The 25,724-nt window shown below is 35.7% G+C and carries 17 protein-coding genes; 4 read left to right on the top strand and 13 right to left on the bottom strand.

What is annotated here, in order from left to right; genetic code table 11:
• Positions 1-90: 90 nt before the first annotated feature.
• From CLLU_RS00570 to CLLU_RS00615, 10 genes are all read right to left on the bottom strand, one after another.
• Positions 91-819, bottom strand: coding sequence for a TVP38/TMEM64 family protein (locus CLLU_RS00570; protein WP_106007626.1), 729 nt, complete (start codon positions 817-819; stop codon positions 91-93).
• Between the two features lie 116 nt (positions 820-935).
• Positions 936-2,426, bottom strand: a complete 1,491-nt coding sequence (locus tag CLLU_RS00575) for a 4Fe-4S dicluster domain-containing protein (RefSeq protein ID WP_106007627.1) — start codon at positions 2,424-2,426, stop codon at positions 936-938.
• Between the two features lie 319 nt (positions 2,427-2,745).
• A complete protein-coding gene (locus CLLU_RS00580) occupies positions 2,746-3,654 on the bottom strand; it encodes a DNA-3-methyladenine glycosylase family protein (protein ID WP_106007628.1) in 909 nt (302 codons plus the stop codon).
• Positions 3,655-3,759: 105 nt separating this feature from the next.
• Complete coding sequence (locus CLLU_RS00585) at positions 3,760-6,030, bottom strand: bifunctional dihydroorotate dehydrogenase B NAD binding subunit/NADPH-dependent glutamate synthase (RefSeq protein ID WP_106007629.1); 2,271 nt, start codon at positions 6,028-6,030, stop codon at positions 3,760-3,762.
• A 137-nt stretch (positions 6,031-6,167) separates the two neighbouring features.
• Positions 6,168-7,016 (bottom strand): 3-hydroxybutyryl-CoA dehydrogenase, encoded by an 849-nt coding sequence (locus CLLU_RS00590; protein ID WP_106007630.1) that lies wholly within the window; start codon positions 7,014-7,016, stop codon positions 6,168-6,170.
• A gap of 55 nt (positions 7,017-7,071) precedes the next feature.
• On the bottom strand, positions 7,072-8,073 hold the full coding sequence (locus CLLU_RS00595; RefSeq protein ID WP_106007631.1) for an electron transfer flavoprotein subunit alpha/FixB family protein: 1,002 nt from the start codon (positions 8,071-8,073) through the stop codon (positions 7,072-7,074).
• A gap of 16 nt (positions 8,074-8,089) precedes the next feature.
• Complete coding sequence (locus CLLU_RS00600) at positions 8,090-8,869, bottom strand: electron transfer flavoprotein subunit beta/FixA family protein (protein WP_106007632.1); 780 nt, start codon at positions 8,867-8,869, stop codon at positions 8,090-8,092.
• 14 nt (positions 8,870-8,883) lie between these two features.
• On the bottom strand, positions 8,884-10,023 hold the full coding sequence (locus CLLU_RS00605) for an acyl-CoA dehydrogenase (protein ID WP_106007633.1): 1,140 nt from the start codon (positions 10,021-10,023) through the stop codon (positions 8,884-8,886).
• Between the two features lie 53 nt (positions 10,024-10,076).
• Positions 10,077-10,856: a short-chain-enoyl-CoA hydratase gene (locus tag CLLU_RS00610; protein ID WP_106007634.1), complete on the bottom strand. Its 780-nt coding sequence runs from the start codon at positions 10,854-10,856 to the stop codon at positions 10,077-10,079.
• 373 nt (positions 10,857-11,229) lie between these two features.
• Entirely contained in the window at positions 11,230-11,874 is a 645-nt protein-coding gene (locus tag CLLU_RS00615) for a redox-sensing transcriptional repressor Rex (protein ID WP_106007635.1), read from the bottom strand.
• Between the two features lie 270 nt (positions 11,875-12,144).
• Between CLLU_RS00615 and abc-f the strand changes: the two genes are divergently transcribed.
• A complete protein-coding gene (abc-f, locus tag CLLU_RS00620) occupies positions 12,145-14,058 on the top strand; it encodes a ribosomal protection-like ABC-F family protein (RefSeq protein ID WP_106007636.1) in 1,914 nt (637 codons plus the stop codon).
• A gap of 52 nt (positions 14,059-14,110) precedes the next feature.
• On the opposite strand, the gene CLLU_RS00625 is transcribed toward abc-f, so the two are convergent.
• Both CLLU_RS00625 and CLLU_RS00630 read right to left on the bottom strand, forming a co-directional pair.
• Positions 14,111-14,884, bottom strand: coding sequence for a LytR/AlgR family response regulator transcription factor (locus CLLU_RS00625; RefSeq protein WP_106007637.1), 774 nt, complete (start codon positions 14,882-14,884; stop codon positions 14,111-14,113).
• Positions 14,877-16,574 carry a LytS/YhcK type 5TM receptor domain-containing protein gene (locus CLLU_RS00630; RefSeq protein ID WP_106007638.1) on the bottom strand — a complete coding sequence of 566 codons (1,698 nt, stop codon included), beginning with the start codon at positions 16,572-16,574 and terminating at the stop codon, positions 14,877-14,879. Before CLLU_RS00630 ends, CLLU_RS00625 begins: the two co-directional genes overlap by 8 nt.
• Positions 16,575-16,880: 306 nt before the next feature.
• On the opposite strand from CLLU_RS00630, the gene CLLU_RS00635 reads away from it, so the two are divergent.
• The 3 genes from CLLU_RS00635 (at position 16,881) to CLLU_RS00645 (ending at position 22,722) form a co-directional block, all read left to right on the top strand.
• Positions 16,881-18,671, top strand: coding sequence for a carbon starvation CstA family protein (locus tag CLLU_RS00635; RefSeq protein ID WP_106007639.1), 1,791 nt, complete (start codon positions 16,881-16,883; stop codon positions 18,669-18,671).
• Between the two features lie 254 nt (positions 18,672-18,925).
• On the top strand, positions 18,926-20,716 hold the full coding sequence (locus tag CLLU_RS00640; protein ID WP_106007640.1) for a carbon starvation CstA family protein: 1,791 nt from the start codon (positions 18,926-18,928) through the stop codon (positions 20,714-20,716).
• A 221-nt stretch (positions 20,717-20,937) separates the two neighbouring features.
• Entirely contained in the window at positions 20,938-22,722 is a 1,785-nt protein-coding gene (locus CLLU_RS00645; protein ID WP_106007641.1) for a carbon starvation CstA family protein, read from the top strand.
• 58 nt (positions 22,723-22,780) lie between these two features.
• On the opposite strand, the gene CLLU_RS00650 is transcribed toward CLLU_RS00645, so the two are convergent.
• Entirely contained in the window at positions 22,781-25,702 is a 2,922-nt protein-coding gene (locus CLLU_RS00650; RefSeq protein ID WP_106007642.1) for an insulinase family protein, read from the bottom strand.
• Between the last annotated feature and the right edge of the window lie 22 nt (positions 25,703-25,724).

Below are 25,724 nucleotides of genomic sequence, written 5' to 3' on the forward strand. Positions count from 1 at the left end.
TAATATGGGAACAGTCTCCGGAAAACCCTACCTTATTATTATTTTCCAACTTGATTTATATATACAATAAAAAGCAATAAGCAGGTATTTTTAAACCTGCTTATTGTTTTCCGATTGAAATCTTTTTACAACTTTAGATATTATTTTTTCTCCCTTTAACACACCTACTACAAACAACAAAATCATTACTACAGCTATACTTACAAGCAGTATTTTATTTCCCGAATACATTTTTGCTCCAAAATAGGCCGAAACAATTATTCCCGGCAGTCTTGCAAAGGTTGAACACAGCACAAAATTTTTAAGACTAATGCTGGATACTCCACATATATAAGCCAAAATGTCCTTAGGTATTCCCGGAATCAAGTACAGTAAAAACACTATGGAATTCACACTTCCCAAATGCAGCACCTTATCAAAAAATTTCAGATGCCTTTTGGACACTATCTTGTCTATAAGAGGCCTCCCGTACACCCTGGCTATACCATAGTCAATTACACTGCCCGCAGTTATACCTATAATGGACAATATGCTTCCGAACAAAGTACCATATATATACCCTCCTGCAATTTGAATGATCTCTCCGGGTATAAAAAAAGCCACTACCTGCAAAACTTGGATAAGCAGAAATACCGATACTCCATATTCTCCATAAGACATTATTATATCTTTTATTCTATTTGGATCCCTGAATACATATATATATCTATGGTAATATTCATAACCAACAACAGACAATATAACAAATATCACACCTAATACCACATAAGACCTGTATTCTGCCAGTTTCTTCTTCAATTTTTTACTGTAATTTTTCACCCTGTATCACCTTGATAATATGCTGTATTTTAATACTAATTATATCCCATTAATGTTGCTGCATACTTTATTTTAAAATTAATATTAAATGCTTACAGCAATTTTACCACAATAGTTTATCTGTTTAAATTCACATCCTCAAATTTTTTTAAATTTTCATTGGAAATTACAGATTTCTTGTCGGATTGTCTGCTAAATTTAATGAGCTGTGCTCTGGATTTTATGGAATCGATCATAGTACCCGGTCCTCCGATACATCCCCCCTGACACATCATGCCCTCTATAAAATTACCATTTAGTCTTTTCAATTTGGCCATGTTCATGGTTTTCTTTATCTCGTCTTTTCCGCTTGCTTTTACAGGAGCAAAAGAAATATCTTTTTTTATTTCACCTATATAATTCTCTATGGCAGCTGTAACTCCGCCCTGCTGGGCAAATCCCCTTCCATAAAGCGAGGCATCATCTACAGATACATTTTCACATCCATCAAGTTCCACTTCAAAAGCACCCATCAGTGCAGCTAATTCCTCGAAGGTCAGAACATAATCCACTGCATCTTTTATAGATTCTCTGCTTATTTCACACTTTTTAGCAGTACAAGGTCCCACAAAGATTACAACTGCATCCTTGTCCTCCTTTTTTATCATTCTGGCCGCAGCAATCATAGGTGAAACAGTACCGGATATTCTAGATATTTCACCGGGAAATTTTTTCTCAATATATCCCACAAATCCCGGACAGCAGGAACTTGTCATATACTTGTCCCCTGAATTCATTCTCTCCGAAAATTCATTTGCTTCGTTTACAGTCACCGCATCTGCTCCACAGGCCGCCTCAACCATGCCTTTGAATCCCATCCTTTTAAAGGCGTCCTTAATTTGTCCAACTGTAACCTTGACTCCAAATTGTCCCGTTATAGCAGGGGCTACTACTGCATATACATTATTTTTTTCACACAAAGCTCTGGTTACTTCTGAAATATAACTTCTATCCGATATAGCTCCAAAAGGACATGCAGCCATACAGGCACCGCAGTTTATACAATTTTTCCTGTCTATCATGGCCTTTTTATTATCTGAATTTATCTCCAAAGCCTCTGTAGGACAAGACTTTTTACAAGGACGCATTACTTCTACTATAGCATTATAAGGGCATACTTTTTTACACATGCCGCATTCCTTACACAGCTCATGGTCTATTTGAGATCTTCCATTAATTCTCGATATAGCCTTTGCAGGACATACTTCCATGCATTTATGCTGTATACAACCTCTACAAGCTTCTGTTACACTGTACTTATATATAGGACATCTATCACAGGCAGCTGAAAGCACATACATTATATGATCCTTGTCTAAAATGCTTTTCAAATCCAAAGTGATATTATTGTTAGGAACAAACCCTGAAGCCAATAGGGCCCTTTCATATACTACTGCCCTTTCTTTATACACACAGCACCTGTATTCAGCCTTATTGTCATCTTGAATTATTTTATAGGGTACCTTTTCCAATTCCTCTTTATTCAACTTATTTTCCATAGTCAAAGAGGCAACTTCTTTTAGTACCAAATATTTTAATTTTTTCAATGGAGTTTCAAAATTTATCATTGTATCTACCTCCGCAGCAATTAGTAATATATTTTCCATTGTTTAAATTATAACAGATTATAGTTTTAAATGTAACACTATTTATAAAATCAAAAAATATTTTTTAATCCCTTATTTAGCGGCGTTCTACAATATGTTAATTTTGGATTGAATTATCATCAGATGCATTAATAAATATAGTACAGATAAAAATAGTCCAATTTTTTAGAAATTATTGTGATTTTTACAACAGTATAATTTTTTTTAGGATTATATAAAAGGTATGGCGGATTTGCCATACCTTTTATATATAATTTAGAGCTATTATTGCTTTGGATTGTCATATCTTTATATTGTTTTCCCTAGCATAGTAAAATAAATACTGCTGGGCAAATCCTGATAATTGGCCGAATTTATTTATACCAAAGTTCCTTATCTTTTTCAATGATACATCCGGAGCCAGGTAAAAATGATTCATGGCTCTTTTAACCCAGACATCCACAGGAAATGCAGAATACTTCTGCATTGAAAAAAGCATAATGCAATCTGCCACCTTGGGTCCTATTCCCATAAATTTCTGAAGTTTCTCATGGCACACTTGATCCTCCTGCATTTTGATCCAGTCAATATCGTAGGATTCATCATAATCCTGACGATTTTTAGTACCTTTGTAATAAATATTTTGTACAGTATTCACAATATATTTATTTCTAAAACCAGTCCCACAAGCTGCAAGCTCTTCCATAGTTGCATTTTTTAAATTTTCTATTTTGGGAAAGCTATAATATATTTTTCCCCTGTATTTTATACTATCTCCCCACTTTTGGCTTATATTCCTTATTGCCTTTTTTATCATTGGTATTCTATTATTGGCTGATATTATAAAGGACACGATCAGTTCAAAAGGATCCTGTTTTAAAAGCCTAATCCCCTTCCCAAAATCCACAGCTTTTTTTAGAATTGGATCTTTACCCAGTAAACTTTTTATTTCATCATAATCCCGGTATAGATCAAAATAATCCACCCATATATCCTTAAAATCTTCCCGAGATACATTATACAGCAATATATCCTTATTTCTTTTTTGAACTTCAATGACTTTTCCAAAAGCCACTCCTATATAATTTCCATTTTCTTCTCTATTCCATCTGAAGCATTGGCCGCAGTCAAATATATGAGGGAGTTCAAAATTTCTTACGTCCTTTATTACAATACCATCTTCAAAATCTTCTACATAATTAAAATCCATATATACGCTCCTTTATACAATATAGTTCAAAGTCTTGAGATAGCTTCACCAGTTACTGTGAATTACAAAAAAACTGTGCCAGAATATTCCAGCACAGTTTTTTAATTATCTCTTCAAATATTCGTCTATGGCCTTCGCTGCTTTTTTACCTGCTCCCATGGCAAGTATTACTGTTGCTGCTCCGGTTACTGCATCTCCGCCAGCATATACGCCCTCTCTGGTAGTAAGTCCTGTATCTTCCCGTGCCACCAGACATCCACGCTTATTCATTTCAAGCCCTTTTGTAGTGGAAGCTATAAGCGGATTCGGCGAAGTTCCGAGAGCCATAATCACTGTGTCTACATCCAGATCAAATTCTGAACCCTCTATTTTAACAGGTCTTCTTCTGCCAGATTCATCCGGTTCACCTAATTCCATCTTTGCACATCGAATTCCTCTGACCCATCCACTTTCATCTCCCAATATCTCTACGGGGTTTGTCAAAAGGTGGAATTTTATTCCCTCTTCTTCAGCATGATGAACTTCTTCCGCCCTAGCCGGCAGTTCCGATTCGGATCTTCTATATACTATATACACTTCTGCTCCAAGTCTCAGTGCTGTTCTTGCAGAATCCATGGCTACATTTCCTCCGCCTACTACAGCTACTTTTTTGCCAACCTTTATAGGAGTATCATAATCCTTTTTAAATGCCTTCATAAGATTGCTTCTAGTCAAAAATTCATTAGCTGAAAACACTCCATTTAAATTTTCTCCAGGTATACCCATAAATCTTGGAAGCCCTGCTCCTGAACCTATAAACACTGCCTGAAAGCCTTCTTTTTCTATAAGTTGATCTACAGTAATGGTCCTGCCCACTATCACATCTGTCTCTATTTTGACTCCCAGCTTTTTCACATTTTCCACTTCATGATTCACTACTGTGTCCTTTGGAAGTCTAAATTCCGGAATACCATATACGAGAACACCACCGGCTTTGTGCAGTGCCTCAAATATAGTTACATCATAACCAAGCTTTGCCAAATCCCCTGCACAGGTAAGCCCTGAAGGTCCACTTCCTATCACGGCAATCTTCTTCCCATTTTTAGGAAGGGTATCAGACAAATCAATGTTGTTCTCTCTGGACCAGTCTGCTACAAACCTTTCCAATTTTCCTATAGCAACAGCATCTCCCTTTTTCCCAAGTACACATTTCCCTTCGCATTGAGTTTCCTGGGGACATACTCTTCCGCAAACTGCCGGAAGTGCACTGGACTTAGCTATTATTTTGGCAGCCTCTTCAAAATTCCTGTTTTTAACTTGCTCAATAAATTTAGGTATACTTATAGAAACAGGGCACTGTGTCACACACATAGGTTTTTTGCAATTCAAACATCTGGATGCTTCCCTGACAGCTTCTTCTTCAGTATATCCAAGACACACCTCATCGAAATTAGTAGCCCTGATTTTAGGATCCTGTTCCTTTATGGGAACTCTCTTCATCCTATCCACTTTTTCTGTATTGCATTCACAGCCCTTCCTATCGAAAGTATCCCCCTCTTCTTTCTTTAATATTCTCTTTCCCTCTTCGGTTTTATACATAGCCTGCCTTCTCATAGCTTCATCAAAATCTATGAGGTGTCCATCAAACTCAGGTCCATCTACACAGGCAAATTTTACTTTTCCTCCTACCGTGACCCTGCATGCTCCACACATTCCAGTTCCATCTACCATTATAGGATTTAAACTCACTATGGTTTTGATTCCATATTTTTTAGTAAGCTGTGTTATAAACTTCATCATTATCATAGGTCCTATGGCAACTACATAATCATAATCTTTAGTTTTTTTATCAATGAGCTCTTTTAAAAGATCTGTAACAAAGCCTTTATAACCATAACTGCCATCATCAGTAGCTATGTAAAGATTGTCACAAATTGATTTTAGTTCTTCTTCAAAGAGCAAATAATTTTTAGATTTGCATCCCACTATTACATCCGCATTTATTCCATGCTCATGCAGCCACTTTACCTGTGGATACACTGGTGCAGTTCCCACTCCACCTGCTACAAATATCATATTCTTCTTTTTAAGTTCTTCAATGTCTTTATTTACAAAATCAGAATGCTGACCTAGCGGCCCGACAAAATCCTCAAAATACTCGCCCACTTCATACCCGGCCATTCTTTTAGTTGAGCCTCCAATGGTCTGAAATACTATCGTAACTGTACCTTTTTCTGAATCATAATCACAAACAGTTAAAGGTATTCTCTCGCCTTTTTCATCTATTTTCACTATAACAAACTGTCCCGGTAAACAGGCTTTTGCAACTCTTGGTGCTTCTATATCCATTAAAAATATACTGGGTGCCAGCTCTTTTTTCTCTACTATTTTATACATATTTAACCCCTTTCCTGTTTATATCTTACCTATAATAATCCTTTATAATTATATCATATAACATGAAAAAAGACCATCAAATCATAGATTTGACAGCCTTTTCTAAAACTTTCAAAAGCAATCATCCTGCCTGCAGGTTATTTGCTGTAGTCATAAAATCCTTTTCCCGTCTTTCTTCCAAGCCATCCAGCTCTTACATATTTTCTAAGTAATGGATGAGCCCTATACTTGGAATCTCCTGTCTCTTTATAAAGTACTTCCATTACAGCAAGACATATATCCAACCCTATAAGATCCCCTAATTCCAGAGGTCCCATAGGATGATTTGCCCCTAGTTTCATAGCCTTGTCTATATCCTTTGCCGAAGCTATTCCTTCAGCTAATATACCCACACCCTCATTTATCATAGGTACCAGTATTCTATTTACAATAAAACCTGGAGCTTCAGATACTTCTACCGGATCCTTTCCTATGCTTATGGAAACTTCCTTGACTTTATCAAAAGTCTCCTGTGATGTAGCCATCCCCTTCGTTATTTCGATAAGTTTCATAACAGGTGCCGGATTAAAAAAATGCATGCCTATAACTTTATCAGGTCTATTTGTAGCAGATGCTATTTCAGTTATGGATAATGAAGAAGTATTGGAAGATAAAATAGTATCCGGTGTACATATTTTATCCAGTTCAGCAAAAATCTGTTTCTTTATTTCCATATTTTCAACTGCCGCTTCTACTACTAGATCGCAATCAGCTGCCAATTTAAGGTCAACTGTTCCTTTAATTCTAGCGAGTATACTATCAGCATCTGCTTCCGTAATTTTACCCCTTGCTATTCTCTTCTGGAATCCCTTTTTTATTCCTGAAATTCCCCTCTCTACAAACTCATCCTTTATATCTCTTATTATAACCTCCACGCCTTTTGACGCAAAAGCCTGAGCTATTCCTGAGCCCATTGTTCCCGCACCAAGAACACATACCTTTTTCACGTATAATCCCTCCCCTAAAATTAATATAATTTATACTATCTTTATAACAAAACTCCTATTTTATAGCTTTAATCTGGGCTACCATTTCAGGTACAATTTTCTTATAATCTCCAACCAAGCCAAGATCTGCTACATTCATTATTGGAGCACTGTCATCTTTATTTATGGCTACAATAAAATCACTGTCCTGCATTCCTGCCAGATGCTGTATAGCTCCAGATATACCACAAGCTATATACAATTTAGGTCTTACAGTTTTACCTGTCTGTCCTACTTGATATGCTTTGTCTATCCATCCACTGTCGACAGTGGCACGGGAGCCTGCTATAGTTCCACCTAAAAGATCCGCCAGTTCTTTTAGAACTTTAAATCCTTCTTCACTTCCCAGTCCTCTTCCTCCAGATACTATGACATCTGCTTCCCCTATATCCATTACATTTTTCGCAATCTTTATTACTTCATCTACTTTTAATCTGACATCAGAAGCTTTTAAATCTGCCTTAAATTTATCTATATTGACAGCTCTACTTTGGTCTTTTTCAAGCTTCTCAAAAACTCCTGGCCTTACAGTGGACATTTGGGGTCTGTTATTTGCACATTCTATAGTTGCCATGAGGTTACCGCCAAATGCAGGTCTTGTCATGAGCAAATTTTTCGACTCTGCATCAACATCAAGTCCTGTACAATCAGCTGTAAGCCCTGTTCTAAGCCTAGCTGCTACCCTTGGTCCTAAATCTCTTCCTATAAATGTTGCACCTATGAGAAATACTTCCGGTTTTTTCTCATTTATCAAATCATAAATAACTTTAGCATAGGCATCCGTAGTATAGTGTTTCAAAAGTGGACTGTCTGCATACAACACTTTATCAGCACCATAAGCAATTAATTCCTTAGCTGCATCATCTATTTCACTGCCAAGTAACACAGCTGTCAGTTCAACTCCTAGCTTACCTGCCAGCTCTCTGCCTTTCCCAAGTAATTCCAGGGCAACTTTTTGCAGTTTTCCGTCCCTTTGTTCTGCAAATACCCATATACCTTTATAATCTGCTATGTTCATCATAAATCCCCCCTAATTAAATTAAGTGTTTTTCCTTTAATTTTGAAAGTGCATACGTTACAGCTTCCTTATATGGCTTATTGATTATTTCCCCTTGTCCTTTTGCTTCCTTGGTAGCCGATCTTTTAACTCTTGTTGGAGATCCTGAAAGTCCAAGGAGGGATTTATCTACCTCTATATCATCTGCATGCCATACTTCCACATCTTCATTAAATATTTTAAATATGTTTCTCATATGCATATACCTAGGCTCGTTCAACTCTTTTATAGCTGTAAGAAGAACTGGAGTCTTAACTGTTACCGTCTCATAGCCATCTTCCCAAGCTTTTCTTATTTTTAGACTGTTACCTTCTACATCAACCTTTTCCACATAAGTTACTTGAGGTATTTGAAGAAATTCAGCTATTTCAGGTCCAACTTGAGCTGTATCTCCATCTATAGCCTGTCTTCCAGCAAAAATAATATCATAATCCAATTTCTTAAGTGCACCTGACAATGCATAAGCAGTAGCGCAAGTATCTGCACCTGCAAAAGCTCTATCAGATATGAGTATGGCTCTGTCGGCACCCATTGCCAATGCTTCTCTAAGTGCTTTTTCAGCCTGGGGAGGTCCCATACTTATCACCGTTACTTTTCCGCCTTCCTTTTCTTTTATAACCAATGCCTCTTCAAGAGCATTTTTATCATCTGGATTTATTATTGATGGAACACCTTCTCTTATCAGCGTTCCAGTTTTAGGATCTATTTTAACTTCATTGGTATCTGGTACCTGTTTTAAACAAACAACTATATTCATTATAAGTGTCCCTCCTATTTAAATAAGTTTCCTGAAATAACCATTTTCTGGACTTCTGAAGTTCCTTCATATATTTCAGTTATCTTGGCATCTCTCATCATTCTCTCTACAGGATAGTCTTTAGTGTAGCCATATCCGCCAAACAGCTGAACTACTTTAGTTGTAACTTCCATAGCCACATTGGCTGCCATAAGTTTAGCCCTTGCAGCATCTACTGTATAAGGAACTCCTTTATCCTTATTAACAGCTGCCTTATACACCAAATATCTTGCTGCTTCTATCTTGGTATTCAAATCAGCTACAACCCAGCCTAAACCTTGAAACTTAAAAATTGGTCTTCCAAACTGTTTTCTCTCTTTCATATATTCAATAGCCTCATCCAAAGCACCTTCTGCAATGCCAAGAGCCTGAGCAGCTATACCAATTCTTCCTCCATCAAGAGTTTTCATTGCTATAGGGAAACCTTTCCCCTCTTTTCCTACTAGATTCTCTTTTGGAATTATACAGTCTTCAAACACCAATTCAGTTGTAGAAGAAGCTCTTATTCCCATCTTGTTTTCAGTTTTTCCTATGGAGAAACCCGGTGTTCCCTTTTCCAGTATAAATGCAGATATTCCTCTGGTGCCCTTGCTTCTGTCTGTCATGGCAAATACTATGAAAACATCTGCAACTCCTCCATTTGTAATGAATATTTTCTGTCCATTTAAGACATAATGGTCTCCTTCAAGAATAGCCTGGCTTTGCTGGCCTGAGGCATCAGTACCTGCATTAGGTTCTGTCAGACCGAAAGCCCCAAGTTTTTCTCCTTTTGCCAATGGAACCAGGTACTTTTGTTTTTGTTCTTCCGTACCAAACTGCTGAATCAGTGAAGCGCAAAGTGAAGTATGTCCCGATAGTATAACACCAGTAGTGGCACAAGCTTTGGAAACCTCTTCAACAGCTATTATGTAGGAGAGTGTATCACCGCCTGCTCCGCCATACTCCACCGGGAAGGGAATCCCCAGCATGCCGTATTTAGCCATTTTATCCACTGTCTCTTGAGGAAATCTTTCGGTTTCGTCTATTTCAGCGGCTATTGGTTTAACTTCATTTTCGGTAAATTCATCTACCATCTGTTTTACAAATTCTTGTTCCCTTGTTAATGTAAAATCCATTTACTTTACCCCCTAATATAGTTTTCATACTATAAAATATAGCTTCTAGTAATTTATTTATTCTTGAAACACTTTTCTCTCTTTTCTACAAAAGCCGTCATTCCTTCTTTTTGATCTTCTGTAGAAAAGCATTCAGCAAAAGCCTCCCATTCATAAGCTATAGCCGTATCTATATCACATTGGATGCCCCTATTTATGGCAGCCTTACTCATTCTAACCGCTATAGGTGCGTTAGCAGCTATGGTATTTGCCAAATTTTCTGCCTCTTCCAATAACTTTTCAGGCTCAAATACACTATTTACCAAGCCTATTCTCAAAGCCTCATCAGCTTTTATTATCTTTGCAGTATATATAAGTTCTTTTGCCATACCTAGTCCGACTGTTCGTGCAAGTCTTTGAGTTCCTCCAAAACCCGGTGTGATTCCCAATCCTACTTCTGGTTGTCCAAACTTAGCTTTTGACGAAGCTATTCTTATATCACAAGCTAAGGACAATTCACAGCCTCCTCCTAATGCAAAACCGTTTACCGCTGCTATAACAGGTTTTTCCAAGTTTTCTAGTTTTCTAAAAACTCTATTACCAAGTCTACTAAATTTTCTTCCTTCTACAGAATTAAAATCCTTCATCTGAGTTATGTCAGCTCCAGCTACAAAAGATTTCCCTGCTCCTGTAATTATCACAGCCAGCACATTATCATCTGCAGCAATCTTATCTACAGCACTATCTATTTCCGCTACTGTTTCCGAATTCAATGCATTGAGTGCCTTAGGTCTGTTTATTGTAAGCAGTGCCAGTTTCCCCTTTTTTTCAAGAATAATGTTCTTATATTCCATATTAACCCTCCCCAAAGTTTTATGTTATCTTGAAATTGTAACAGCCTATTGTTAATAATATAACAAATATGCATAACAATAGCCTAAGTAAATTTATTACTTTAGTATTATTATATACTCCAAAATTTGATATTTCAATATAAAATATAAATTCAAACTATTTTATTTTAATTATCCATAATTTAAAATTCAGCTTTTATATTTTAAAATGATTTTTTATCTCATACCGCCACTTTATTATAAAGTTCAAAATATAAAAAACAAATATCAATCAATGATGATTTTCGGTAACAACCGAAAATCTACCAAAGTTGAACTCTGATATTTGAACTTTAACATTCAAATATACACCTATGCGCAAACTCCATCTGAGTTAAGAATCACTTGATTCTATATCATTCAAAAGACAGCTCAATGTGAGAAGGCTGTCACTCAAATGAACATCTTCCACTTTGACATCTTCAGGTACTATCAAATCTACAGGCGCAAAATTCCAGATACCTCTCACTCCATTTTCTACCAGAATATTGCAGACCTTTTGCGCATTGTTGCTGGGCACACATATTATCCCTATATCTACGGCATTTTCTTTTAAGTAATCCGCCAAGTAATCTATATCATTTATTTCAATATCCCTAATTCTAATGCCTATAAGCTTGGGATTTATATCAAATATAGCTTTCATCCCAAAACCCAATTTATCAAACCTAGTGTAATTAGCTATTGCCTGACCTATATTACCTGCTCCTATTAAAACTGTCCTGTATAATTTTGTAAGTCCGAGTATATTGCATATCTGGCTGTACAATTCACTCACATTATAACCATAACCCTGCTGCCCGAAATCTCCAAAACAATTTAAATCCTGTCTTATCTGTGAAGCTGTAAAACCTATTTTTTCACTTAATTCCTTCGAAGATATTCTGTCTACATCATTTTTCATTAAATCACTTAAATATCTATGATATTTTGGCAGTCTTTTTATAACAGCCATCGATATATTTTTTTTCTTATCCATAAAGCACCTCATATATATAAAATTTAATGTGTTAAATACTATTGTAATTATATTTAGATGTCTATAATAATTTATTGACTCTATCAATTATAGTATTATTTAATTATACCATAGTCAATAGTTTCTTTACCCATTATTTTTTTTAACTGTACCATTAAATTATTTTCACCTAAAAATATAATTTCAATCTTCACCTCAGTAAAATTAGGGGTACAAAAAAGTCACCATACATAGTAAAATGTTAATGACTAAGGAAGGTGTATTATACTTATGATAGTTTTAAGCTGCAAAAATATCCATAAAAGTTACGGAATAAAAGTTATACTTGAAAATATAACCTTTAACATAAATGAAGGAGACAAAGTAGGATTAATAGGCCCAAATGGAGCCGGGAAGTCTACACTGTTTAATATTCTGACAAATAAATTGAATTATGACAGCGGAGATTTATATATAAATAAGTCCAAAACCATGGGTTATTTAACCCAGCATCTGTCTCTTGATTCTTCAAACACAATATCTGATGAAATGTACACTGTATTTGGAGAACTTATGAATTTAGAAAAAAGATTGAATAAACTAGAGATCTTAATGAATGAGCCCTATGATTCTCATAATGAGGATTACCACAACAAATTAATAGATGATTACACAACTCTCTCGGAAATTTACTCGAATAAAGGCGGATACACTTACAAGGCAGAAATAAATAAGACTTTAAAAGGGCTGGGTTTCTCTGAAGATGAGTACGCTAAACCCATAAATGTATTAAGTGGAGGCAAAAAAACACGGGTGGCCCTCTGTAAATTGCTTTTGACAAATCCCGATATACTTCTATTAGATGAGCCCACTAACCATTTGGATTTAAATGCCATAGAATGGCTTGAAGATTATCTAAAAAGCTATAAGGGAACTGTTATACTGATATCCCATGACAGATATTTTCTGGATGCTGTAACCGCCTCGACTATCGAGCTCATAAACGGTCATATAAATTATTATAATGGCAATTATACCAAATATCTGGAACTCAAAAAAAAGAACTACGAAATTCAACTTAAGGCATATAATATACAACAGACAGAGATAAAAAGACAAGAACAAATCATTGAAAAATACAGATCCTTCAACAGGGAAAAAAGTATAAAAGCTGCTGAAAGCAGAGAAAAGAGATTAAACAAAATAGAAAGGATAGCTCCTCCTGACAAAAATAAAGAAATTAAAAATGTAATATTCAAATCTCAGATAAATAGTGGAAATGATGTACTTCAAGTTAAAAAACTGTGCAAAAGTTTCAACAATAATTTGTTATTTCAAAATTTGAGTTTCGAGATGAAAAGGGGAGAGAAAACAGCAATCATCGGTGAAAACGGCTGTGGTAAAACCACTCTTTTTAAAATAATCATGGGAAAATTAAAAGAAGATGACGGCATCTGTATATTAGGTAAAAATGTACAAATAGGCTATTATGATCAGGAACAATCTGACTTGAACTCTGAGAAAACAGTTCTAGATGAAGTATGGGACGATTTTCCCAGGCTAACAGCTACAGAGATAAGAAATGCCCTAGCCAGCTTTCTCTTTACAGGAGATGAAGTATTTAAAAAAATTGCATCTTTAAGCGGTGGTGAAAAATGCAGAATAAATTTACTAAAGCTTATATTGTCCAAATCCAATTTTTTGCTTTTAGATGAACCTACCAACCATTTGGATATAACTTCCCGAGAGGCGTTGGAGGAATCCCTGCTAAATTATGACGGTACTTTGCTCGTAATCTCCCATGACAGATATTTTTTAAACAAATCTATAAATAAAATATATGAACTAAATAGAACCGGAATGAAAGAATATCTCGGAAATTACTCCTATTATGTGGAAAAGAAGAACAATCCATTGAGATTTGAAACGCAAGAAAAAGATAAAGGAAAAACAAAAACTCAGATACAGCATGAAAAAAGGAAGAAAAAAAATATAAAAAAAGTGCAGCAGGAGAAAAAGGCAAGGATAGATCACATTGAAGAAGAAATATCAGATTTAGAGAATTCCTTATTAAAACTACAAAAAAAATTATGCTTGGAAGAAATCTATTCTGACCCTAAAAAAAGCAGTGAAATAAACAAAGAAGTCTTAGCTACACAAAATAAAATAGATGCCTTATATGATATGTGGGAAAAGATGATGTAAAAATGGCGTCTATAGATTTGCTCTATACAAGTCTATGGGCGCTTTTTTTACATTACATTTTGAGCAGTTCCTTCAGTTTTTTCACGTTATTTCGACTTATCGGTATTTCGGATTTTTCTTTGTCATCCATAACTAATTTATAAGTGCCATTAAACCAAGAATATAATTCCTTTATATTATCTATATTTACCAGAAAACTCCTGTGAGATCTGAAAAAATTCGTTCTTTTTTCTATCTGTCCCAAAGTATAGCCTACCAGATAACTGTCATCTTTAACCTTTACATACGTTTTCTCATCTTTTATGTAGCAGTAATAGATATCATCTACACTTACCAGTATTATTTTGCCCTGCCTTTCACAAGGTATCCTTTTAACCAGATTTTTTTCCTTATCCATTTTATCTATTAATTCATTTAAGATATCATTGGGTATTTTCTCATCTTCCGCATCTTTTATATGCTTTCTCTGTATAAGTCTGTCTATGGTAATGGCTATTCTATTTTCATCAAAAGGCTTGAGTACATAATCCAGCGCATTTAGTTCAAACGCTTTCACTGCATGCTCTTCATAAGCAGTTACAAATATTATATCAATGTCACCATAAAATTCTTTGATATTTTTAGCCACCTCTATACCATTTTCCACCGGCATATTTATATCTAAAAACACAGCATCAGGTTTTTTCGTCTTTATAATTTCCATACCACTTTTTCCGTCATATGCAATTCCCTCTACAGATATATCTTCATACTGCGATATTATATAACTCAACTCTTCTGCAGCAGGTATCTCATCTTCTACAATAACACATCTTAATTTATCCATTTATGGATGAAACCTCCCTCATTGATATGCGAAAACTGATTTTGGTGCCCTTATTCACAGATGTTTTTATATCCAATCCATAATCTTCTCCATATAGTAATTTCAATCTTTCATTTACATTCTTTAATCCTATACCCGGCCATTTGGTTAAAACTTCATTCAATCGCTTTTCATCCATGCCTACTCCTGTATCCGTCACCGAAAAATGCATTTCATCATCCTCAAAAAATGCCTTGAGATACACTTTTCCCCCCTCCGGTTTAGGCAATATACCATGCTTTATGGCATTTTCCACAATTGGCTGAAGCACAAATACAGGAACTTTTTTCTCCAGCATCTCATCAGGTATATCGATAATTAGATTCAGTCTGTCTCCAAATCTGGCTTTTTCAATAGAAAGATAAGATTGAACAAATTCTATCTCATCCTTTAAATAAACAAAATCTTCCTGCCTTTTTAAAGTCTGTCTAAAATAATTGGATAAATCCATAATAAGTTCTCTTGCCTTCAGTGGATTTGTTCTACAAAAAGAAGCTATGGTATTAAGTGCATTAAAGAAAAAATGAGGCTCTATCTGAGCCCTTAAAGCTCTAAATTCGGCTGTAGATGCCTCTTTGGCTAACTTATCCAATTTATACAGTTCTATCTGATTAGATAACAGATCACTTAAATCTTTTCCAAACTGTATAAAATAAAAATTGATATTTTTTTTCGATCTAACGCCTAATCCCAGCATTCCCTCAAAACCTGAATTGGGTATTCTAAAAGGAGCACATACAAAATACATTGGATTTATCCTATCTTTCAATTCAATAGTTCTATAATCAGCTGACTTATTATATACTATTATACTCTTTTTCAATTCATTTTCATCTATATCATCTCCAGAATAGGCCAAAAATCCATTCTTATCCCCTATAACTATACCATCTGCATTTGTCATCTCATATATTATTTCACAAACATTTTTAGCCGTATCCCCGTTAAATCCTTTTCTCATATAATTTGCAGTTTTTTTTGCAATATTAAGTGCCCTCTGGGCTTCAGTTGCTCCAATTCTATTGTATTCTTCTCTTGCACTTTTTATTATGTTTATAAAAATCACCGCTCCAAAAGAATTTATCAATATCATCGGTACCGATATAATTTGCACTAATTTAAGAGCCGAATTAAATGGTTTGGCAATTATCAAAATTATAATCATTTGACAGAATTCTGCAGCAACTGACCCAATAAATACCTTTTTTAGGTTAAAATTTTCATTTTTCGAGAATTTTTTTATAATTCCTCCAACCAATCCCTCGACTACAGTGGCAATTCCGCAGGAAAGTGCCGTAAATCCTCCGAGAAAATATCTGTGGGTGCCCGCTGCGGCTCCAACCAGAGCACCAAATACAGGTCCGCCTATATAGCCAGCCACTATAGCTGCTATAGGCCTCGTGTTGGCTATAGCATCATGTATACCGATATAACTGCTTCCCTGTTTGATACCACTTATAGTATAAGGTTCCACATTAACTCCGGTATAACTGCCTATAATACCCAAAACGCTAAAAAATACTATAAGTATGATTTTATCTACAAACCTCAGCTCATCCTTAATTAAATTTTTCAAAACATGGAGCTGATTGTATAAATATGCAGACAAGGCTATAAGGGCCATGCTTTCAACCAACTGTATGTATATCACAATAAACCACTTCCAAAAAATTATAATATTTAATTTTATTTTATCAAAAAACACATTCAATTACTACAAAATTTTAATTTCAAATAAATATTATTATAAAAAAATTATTTTTATATACTGTGTTATAAAAAAAACAATAAATTTCACAACTACTGTCACTTAGGACAATATTTTGACTTCTTATGGCATATTTATATCATTTCACAGCATTTAAATAGAAAATTTAATCGGTTCATATTATATTTATGTCTGTAAACATTTAATCATTAATTATTTTTTTGTCAAATTTTTAAAGGAGGTTTTTTTATGAATTCAATAGTACTTGTAATAATAGGTGCTCTTGTATTGGTTCTAGGTTACAGGTTCTACGGATCCTGGATTGCAGCAAAAGTTTTAGTATTAGATGAAACAAGAGAGGTCCCTGCCAAAAAATTTGAAGATGGACACGATTATCTCCCAACAAATAAATGGATTCTCCTAGGTCAGCATTTTGCAGCAATTGCAGGCGCAGGACCATTAATTGGTCCAGTTTTAGCTGCTCAATTCGGATATCTGCCAGGTACTCTCTGGATTTTAATAGGAGGCGTACTTGCCGGTGGAGTTCATGATATGGTAATTCTGTTTGCTTCAGTCAGACAAGATGGACAATCTATTGCCGAGATTGCCAGAGAAAATCTTGGTGAAAGAATGGGTTATATCACAGCAATTTCAGTAATATTCATACTGATAATAACTATGGCAGGCCTTGGTCTTCCAATAGTAAACTCCCTCACTAGCAGCCCTTGGGGAACCTTTACAGTAGGATTTACCATTCCGGTAGCAATTTTTGTAGGTATTTATCTTAAATTTATAAGACCCGGCAAAATAGGTGAAGGTACTGTAATCGGTATGCTGCTTATATTATTGGGAGTTATACTGGGTCCAACCATCCAGCACTCGTTTCTTGCCCCCTATTTAACTTTTAACGTAAAACAAATGTCACTGATACTCGCAATATATGGTTTTTGTGCAGCAGTTCTGCCTGTATGGCTTTTACTGCTTCCTAGAGGTTATCTAAGCACTTATATGAAAATTGGAGTTATCGCTGCACTTGTGGTTGGAATTGTATTGGTCAGACCAACACTGCAGATGCCAGCACTTACTCAATTTATTGGGGGCGGCGGACCTATTGTTCCAGGCAAGGTTTTCCCATTTGTATTCATAACCATAGCCTGTGGTGCACTTTCAGGTTTCCATTCGCTGATAAGTACAGGTACCACTCCTAAGCTTATTTCAAATGAAAAGGATATACTGCCTGTTGGGTACGGTTCCATGGTTATAGAATCATTTATAGCTTTAATCGCACTAATTGCAGCAACCTGTCTTCCAACTGCCGATTACTTTGCCATAAATTCGGCACCAGATGTATTTGCAAAACTGGGTATGATTCCAAAAGAACTGCCTATGCTCTCCAATCTGGTAGGTGAACAGCTGGCAGGGAGACCCGGCGGATCTGTGTCCCTGGCAGTGGGAATGTCCTATGTATTTTATAAAATACCTGGACTGAAAGGACTGATGTCCTACTGGTATCATTTCTGCATAATGTTTGAAGCGTTATTTATACTTACAACTATAGATTCAGGTACTAGAATAGGCCGATATCTGTTTCAAGATCTATTTGGAAAGTTCTATAAACCTTTTGCAAAACAAGATTCCTGGTTTAACATAATATTTTTCAGTTTCTTGATGTCATTTGCCTGGGGTTATCTGCTCTATACCGGAAGTATATCCACTATATGGCCTCTATTTGGTGTAGCAAACCAAAGTTTGTCAGCTATAGCCTTTGCCATAGGTACCTCAGTACTTATAAGAATGGGAAAAAAGAAATACATTCCTATAACGATAATACCTATGATATTTATAAGTATAGCCACTTTTACAGCATCAATTGAAAATATAACCGGAAATTATATTCCGAACCATAAAATTGCACTGACCGTATTGTCTTTAATTCTTATATTTATATTGGCTCTTATACTCTATGAAAGTGTTAAACACTGGATAGCAGATTTAAAATCCGGAAAATTTGATAAAACTGTTGAAGACAAGGCCGTTTAACTATAAATTATATAATTTCTTGAATTTTGACCTCATTATTACTATGGGGTCTTTTTTTATTTTCCATTTCACATATAATTTAATCCTCCCAATTCTTCATATGTCATTTACGGTAATATTAATGCCATTCACAGTCTATTTTCGTCGTTTCAAGTATAATTAGCCAAATTAAGTGAAAATTCATGATAGAATGATAATGTAAAATTATCAGGTATTAATTTTATATATTTTCAAATTTTAAAGGAGGTCTTTTTATGAATTCAATAGTGCTTGTAATCGTAGGTGCCCTTGTATTAGTTCTGGGTTACAGATTTTACGGTTCCTGGATTGCAGCTAAAGTATTGGTCCTAGATGAGAACAGAGAAGTTCCATCCAAAAAATTTGAGGATGGTCATGATTATGTCCCCACTAATAAATGGGTGCTTCTCGGCCATCATTTTGCAGCAATTGCAGGTGCAGGACCATTAATTGGGCCAGTCTTAGCTGCTCAATTTGGATATCTGCCAGGTACTCTCTGGATCTTAATAGGAGGTGTACTTGCCGGTGGAGTTCATGATATGATAATTCTATTCGCTTCAGTTAGACAAGATGGACAATCTATTGCCGAGATTGCCAGAAAAAATCTTGGTGAAAGAATGGGTTATATCACATCGATTTCAGTAATATTCATATTGATAATAACCATGGCAGGACTCGGCCTTCCAATTGTAAATTCACTTTACAACAGTCCTTGGGGAACGTTTACAGTTGGTTTTACTATTCCAGTAGCAATTTTTATAGGTATTTATCTTAAATTTATAAGACCTGGTAAAATAGCCGAGGCTACAATCATAGGTATGGCACTTATATTACTTGGTGTTATCCTGGGGCCTTACATTCAGCATACAGCTTTAGCTCCTTATCTCACTTTTAATGTAAAGCAAATGTCCCTTATACTGGCTGTATACGGTTTCTGTGCTGCCGTACTGCCTGTATGGCTTCTGCTTCTGCCAAGAGATTATCTAAGTACTTATATGAAGCTTGGTGTTATAGCTCTTTTAGTAATCGGTATTATACTTGTCAGACCAGAACTTCAAATGACTGCAGTTACTAAATTTATAGGGGGCGGTGGACCTATCGTTCCAGGTAAGGTCTTTCCATTTGTATTCATAACCATAGCCTGCGGTGCTCTGTCAGGTTTCCATTCACTCATTGGTACGGGTACAACACCTAAACTTATTTCAAATGAAAAGGATATACTGCCTATTGGATACGGTTCTATGGTTATAGAATCCTTCATAGCACTGATGGCATTAATAGCTGCAACCTGTCTTCCAACTGCCGATTATTTTGCCATCAACTCAGCTCCAGCGGTATTTGAAAAACTGGGTATGATACCAAAAGAACTGCCTATGCTGTCCCAAATGGTAGGAGAACAGCTGGCAGGAAGAACCGGAGGTTCTGTGTCCCTGGCAGTAGGAATGTCCTATGTGTTTTATAAAATACCCGGACTTGAAAGTCTAATGTCATATTGGTATCATTTCTGCATAATGTTTGAGGCACTGTTTATTTTAACAACTATAGATTCAGGTACCAGAATAGGAAGATACTTAATTCAGGATTTAGCTGGAAAACTCTATAAACCTTTTGCAAAAAAAGATTCCTGGTTCAATATAATATTATTCAGCTTTATAATGTCATTTGCCTGGGGATATCTGCTGTACACCGGTAATATATCCACCATTTGGCCGCTGTTTGGTGTGGCAAATCAAAGTTTGGCAGCTATAGCCTTTGCCATAGGTACCTCAGTACTCATAAGAATGGGAAAGAAAAAGTATATACCAATTACAATACTGCCAATGACTTTTATAAGTGTGGCCACATTGACTGCATCAATTGAAAATATAACAGGAAACTATATACCAAATAATAAAACTTTACTCACAGTGTTATCTTTTATACTTATAGCTATACTTGTGGTTATACTCTATGAAAGTATCAAACACTGGATTGCAGATTTAAAATCCGGAGATTTTGACAAAGTCAATGAAAATAATGCTATCTAAAATGATATGAACAATATGCAATCTTAGCAGGAAAGATTGTCTCAAAATAATTTTGGGACAATCTTTTTTTATACAAGTCATTTGAAGCTTCCAGCTTTAAATCTAACCGAAATTTAAAAGTTTTTTGTCAATTCGCCCTATATTGGCTGAATTAATTGAAAATTCATGCTATAATGATAATAGCATATTTATGCTAAATAAATTTATAAGGGGGAATTTACATGAACTCGATAGTACTGGTAATTATAGGAGCTCTTGTACTGATTTTAGGTTACAGATTTTATGGGTCATTTATAGCCGCAAAAGTACTGGTTCTCGATGAAACCAGAGAAGTTCCATCCAAAAAATTTGAAGATGGTCACGATTATGTTCCAACTAACAAGTGGATACTATTGGGACACCACTTTGCTGCAATAGCAGGTGCTGGACCGCTAATAGGGCCTGTACTGGCAGCTCAGTTCGGATATCTGCCCGGCACTCTCTGGATTTTAATCGGAGGTGTATTTGCAGGTGCTGTGCATGATATGGTGATCTTGTTTGCTTCAGTTAGACAAGACGGCGAATCAATTGCTGAAATTGCCAGAAAAAATCTCGGTAAAAGAATGGGATTTATAACCTCCATTGCAGTCATATTCATACTGATAATAAGCATGGCAGGACTTGGACTTCCTGTTGTCAATTCACTTTACAATAGCCCCTGGGGTACCTTTACAGTTGGCTTTACCATTCCAGTCGCAATTTTTATAGGTATTTATCTAAGGTTTATAAGACCTGGTAAAATAGCTGAAGGTACAATTATAGGTATGGCACTTATCCTGCTGGGAGTTATACTGGGGCCTTATATTCAGCATACGGCCTTAGCTCCTTATCTTACTTTTAATGTAAAACAGATGTCTATTATACTGGCTGTATACGGTTTCTGTGCTGCTGTCCTGCCCGTATGGCTGCTGTTACTTCCAAGAGATTATTTGAGCACTTATATGAAACTAGGTGTTATTGCACTATTGGTAATCGGCATAATACTTGTCAGACCAGAACTTCAAATGCCGGCACTTACTAAATTTATAGGGGGCGGCGGACCTATAGTGCCGGGAAAAGTATTCCCATTCCTATTTATAACCATAGCCTGCGGTGCTCTGTCAGGCTTCCATTCACTTATAGGTTCTGGTACTACACCTAAACTCATCTCAAATGAGAAGGATATACTTCCTATAGGTTTTGGATCAATGCTCATAGAATCCTTTATAGCATTAATGGCCCTGATAGCTGCAACCTGCCTTCCGACTGCCGATTATTTCGCAATAAATTCAGCACCAGCTGTATTTGAAAAACTGGGTATGCTTCCAAAAGAATTACCTATGCTGTCGCAGATGGTAGGAGAAAACCTGGCAGGCAGACCCGGCGGTGCCGTATCCCTGGCAGTAGGAATGTCCTATGTGTTTTATAAAATACCCGGACTGGAAGGATTAATGTCCTATTGGTATCATTTCTGTATAATGTTTGAAGCATTATTTATACTTACAACTATTGATGCCGGAACCAGGGTAGGCAGATACCTGCTTCAGGACTTATTCGGCAAGATATACAAGCCTTTTGCAAAGAAAAATTCCTGGCTAAATATAATATTTTTTAGTGTTCTGATGTCTTTTACCTGGGGATACCTGCTTTATACCGGTAATATCTCTACAATATGGCCGTTGTTCGGTACTGCAAATCAGATGCTGGCGGCTATAGCTTTTGCCATCGGTACCACCATAATCATAAAGATGGGCAAACAGAGATATGCAATGATAACTATAATTCCTATGATAGCTATATCCATAATAACTATTACAGCTTCCTTCTCAAATATATTCGGTAATTATATACCTAAAGGTGAAATGCTGCTGGTTATCCTTTCAATAATACTTCTAATACTGCTTGTAACCATAGTATACGAGAGTGTTAAGGTGTGGATAAAAGATTTAAAAAATATAAAAACTTCTGACAAGGATACCGTAGTATAAAAATCAATCCACAATGTGGATAAGTTCCCCTTCACATTGTGGATATCTATATCACTGGCTATTCAAATAAATTTACCAGGTTTTTGAATAGATCTTTGTTTTCCTTTATTTTCTGCTCACTGCCAAGAACGCATATATTATCTTTATTCATTGAGCTGGAAATAAGTTTTGAAAATCCTTTTATATCTTCTACCCCGGTATTTAATATTTCCTGCCTCTCTTTCTGCAGATCTTCATAACTCACATGTCTTATATAATTCTCCACTGCACGTTCTCCTTTCATGGAAGGGGAAAGCGGAAAATCCAAATCCGATATGGTCCCTATTATATATTTAACCATCTGTCTGTCATCTGCATTAAAATTATTAAAGAACTCTCCAGCTTTATCATATACCTCCAGGGTATGTTTTAAATTAGGATCTCTGTAAGAGGTAAAAAACATGTTCCCATTTCTCTGGAAAGAAGCAAAACTTCCATAGGCACCTCCCTGCACTCTCACCTGGTTCCACAGATATTCATAATTTGCTATGGATTTTAGGACCTGCAGGCTCCCACTATAGGAATATCCAAGGTCAATATAATTATACGCTTTGGCCACATACTGTATTTTTGAAGAAGTCATAAGCCCTTCATTTTTAGCTTTCAAATCAAACTTATAGGATATTTTTCCAACTTTATCATCTTTCAATCCAGAAATCAATTCTTTCACCCTGTCTTGAAGATTATCATAATCAGCTTCATCACATGTTATATTTAAAATCAGATTGTTTTTGTTGAATATCTCATTGGAGACTTCTTTCAGGCTTTCTCTTATTTCCTCCACTTTGCTGTCAAAATTATTCTCCAGATTGGATATGAATTTATAAAACTCCAGTCCGCCAATCATATCCTCATATTTACTTGCAGGAGAAAAATAGGAAGATACATGGTTGGCAACCACTACGTGGCCCCTCTCAAAAATAGTCATTTCAATTCTGGACTTAGTTTCCTGGATTATCTCCTTCAGCCTCTTCTTCTCATCAAATTTAGTATAATTTATTATCTCCTTCAATATGGAGATAAGTTTCTCCAAATTATTCACAAGCACCTTTGATTTTACTATGAATTTAGGATAAAACTCTCTGCTGTTCCCATTTTCTGAAAAGGCCTGAGAGGAATAATTTATTCCGCCTGTATATATATTTATTTCTTTTGCCAGGTCTTCATAGTAATAATTTTCAGTACTCACTTTTCCAAGCACAGCACTCAAAAGAGATACATATGGAATAAGTTCCTCTTTTACCCCTTCTGTATTGAAATATAGATTCACGTAGTATATTCCATTGGTGAATACAGGGTAAAATAATACTTCCACATCCTGGATTTTATTTTTTACAAGTTTTAAATCTTTGGGATTGGGATCTATATCTTCTATAGACAAAAGAGGTATTTTCATCAAATCCTCCTTGCTGTCCCGCGTCATCTGCCTTTTTTTCAATCTCAGCGTATCTTGAATTATCTTTTGGATTTCATCTTCTGAAAGGCTGTCCTTAAGAGTTTTTAATTTTTCTTTTAGAAGTGCATCCTTTTTTTCTTCAAGTCCTCTTTCAGGTCTAATTATCAACATAGAACTATGATTATTTTTTAGAATATATCTATTAATGAGATTTTCAAAATAATTATTATCCAGCTGGGATTTTATCTTGTTCAATACGGATTCATAGGTGAGATGGGTCCATGGGGCTTCATCATACAGCCAGCCGTCCATACATTTCATTCCATATATAAGTCCTTTGGGGTATCCCTTGTAATCTGCCTCCCTAAGCTGAAATTCCTTTATATTGACAGATGCTTCCACCAATTTTTTATCTATACCCTTATCTACAATATCATTTAGAGTCTTCTCCACTGTATCTTGAAATCTACGCTTTTCATTCTCATTGGAACCTTTAGCTACTATTCCAAACATGGGCTGAAGCATACCGGATTCAAATACTCCAAATACATCTTTACCTATACCTGCATCAATAAGTGCCTTTTTAAGTGGAGATGATGGAGTCTCCAAAAGCATGTGTTCAAGTATATCAAAAGCCAAATACAATTCATTGTCTACGGCTTTTCCTACGGAATAATTTATACTCAAAAAAGTTTTATCTTTCTCCTTTTCGGCACTGGAAATAGGATATTCTACAGTCATTTCCCTGCAGCTTTGAAAAGGTTTTTGAGTTATTAGGGCAGAATCTACTTTCTTTTTTTCAAAATGGCTCAAGTATTCCCTATCCAAAAATTCAAGTTTTTCAATTATATCCATGTTACCATATAGATATATATAGCTGTTGGAAGGATGGTAATATCTACTGTGAAAATCTAAAAACTGCTGTTGTGTAAGCTGTGGTATCACATCCGGATCCCCTCCGGATTCCACTCCATATTGAGTATCGGGATAAAGTGATTCCAGCATTTTTCTAAATAAAATTGACTCCGGTGACGAAAAAGCCCCCTTCATCTCATTGTAAACCACACCCTTATAGGTCATATCCTCTTCTCTGCTGTTGAGCTCATAATGCCACCCTTCCTGCATCATTATTTCAGGATATCTATATATATTGGGCTGAAAAACTGCATCAAGATAAACATCCATAAGATTTGCAAAATCCTTGTCATTTACACTTGCTACAGGATACATGGTTTTATCCGGGAAAGTCATTGCATTTAAAAAAGTATTGAGAGAACCTTTTACCAATTCTACAAAAGGCTCCTTTACAGGAAATTTTTTTGAACCACAGAGTACGGAATGTTCAAGTATATGAGGCACTCCTCTGCTGTCATCCGGTGGGGTTCTAAAGCTTATGGAAAATACCTTATTGTCATCTTCATTCTTTAAGAAAAATAATCTGGCACCACTTTTTTCATGGTAAAAAAGCATTCCCTCAGAATTTATCTCCTCTAATTTTTTTTGTTCCTGCAGTTTAAAACCGCTGTACGTTTCACCTATCTGCATATCATCAACTCTCCTCCTCTAT

It is taken from the genome of Clostridium luticellarii (assembly GCF_002995845.1).
GTDB classification, from domain to species: domain Bacteria; phylum Bacillota; class Clostridia; order Clostridiales; family Clostridiaceae; genus Clostridium_B; species Clostridium_B luticellarii.

Bases quoted from the DNA above. Each gene is read 5' to 3' on its own strand.
- CLLU_RS00610 (WP_106007634.1), bottom strand. From the start codon at position 10,856: ATGGAATATAAGAACATTATTCTTGAAAAAAAGGGGAAACTGGCACTG.
- CLLU_RS00600 (WP_106007632.1), bottom strand. From the start codon at position 8,869: ATGAATATAGTTGTTTGTTTAAAACAGGTACCAGATACCAATGAAGTT.
- CLLU_RS00580 (WP_106007628.1), bottom strand. From the start codon at position 3,654: ATGGATTTTAATTATGTAGAAGATTTTGAAGATGGTATTGTAATAAAG.
- CLLU_RS00640 (WP_106007640.1), top strand. From the start codon at position 18,926: ATGAATTCAATAGTGCTTGTAATCGTAGGTGCCCTTGTATTAGTTCTG.
- abc-f (WP_106007636.1), top strand. From the start codon at position 12,145: ATGATAGTTTTAAGCTGCAAAAATATCCATAAAAGTTACGGAATAAAA.
- CLLU_RS00585 (WP_106007629.1), bottom strand. From the start codon at position 6,030: ATGTATAAAATAGTAGAGAAAAAAGAGCTGGCACCCAGTATATTTTTA.
- CLLU_RS00645 (WP_106007641.1), top strand. From the start codon at position 20,938: ATGAACTCGATAGTACTGGTAATTATAGGAGCTCTTGTACTGATTTTA.
- CLLU_RS00615 (WP_106007635.1), bottom strand. From the start codon at position 11,874: ATGGATAAGAAAAAAAATATATCGATGGCTGTTATAAAAAGACTGCCA.
- CLLU_RS00650 (WP_106007642.1), bottom strand. From the start codon at position 25,702: ATGCAGATAGGTGAAACGTACAGCGGTTTTAAACTGCAGGAACAAAAA.
- CLLU_RS00575 (WP_106007627.1), bottom strand. From the start codon at position 2,426: ATGATAAATTTTGAAACTCCATTGAAAAAATTAAAATATTTGGTACTA.
- CLLU_RS00635 (WP_106007639.1), top strand. From the start codon at position 16,881: ATGAATTCAATAGTACTTGTAATAATAGGTGCTCTTGTATTGGTTCTA.
- CLLU_RS00625 (WP_106007637.1), bottom strand. From the start codon at position 14,884: ATGGATAAATTAAGATGTGTTATTGTAGAAGATGAGATACCTGCTGCA.
- CLLU_RS00605 (WP_106007633.1), bottom strand. From the start codon at position 10,023: ATGGATTTTACATTAACAAGGGAACAAGAATTTGTAAAACAGATGGTA.
- CLLU_RS00595 (WP_106007631.1), bottom strand. From the start codon at position 8,073: ATGAACATAGCAGATTATAAAGGTATATGGGTATTTGCAGAACAAAGG.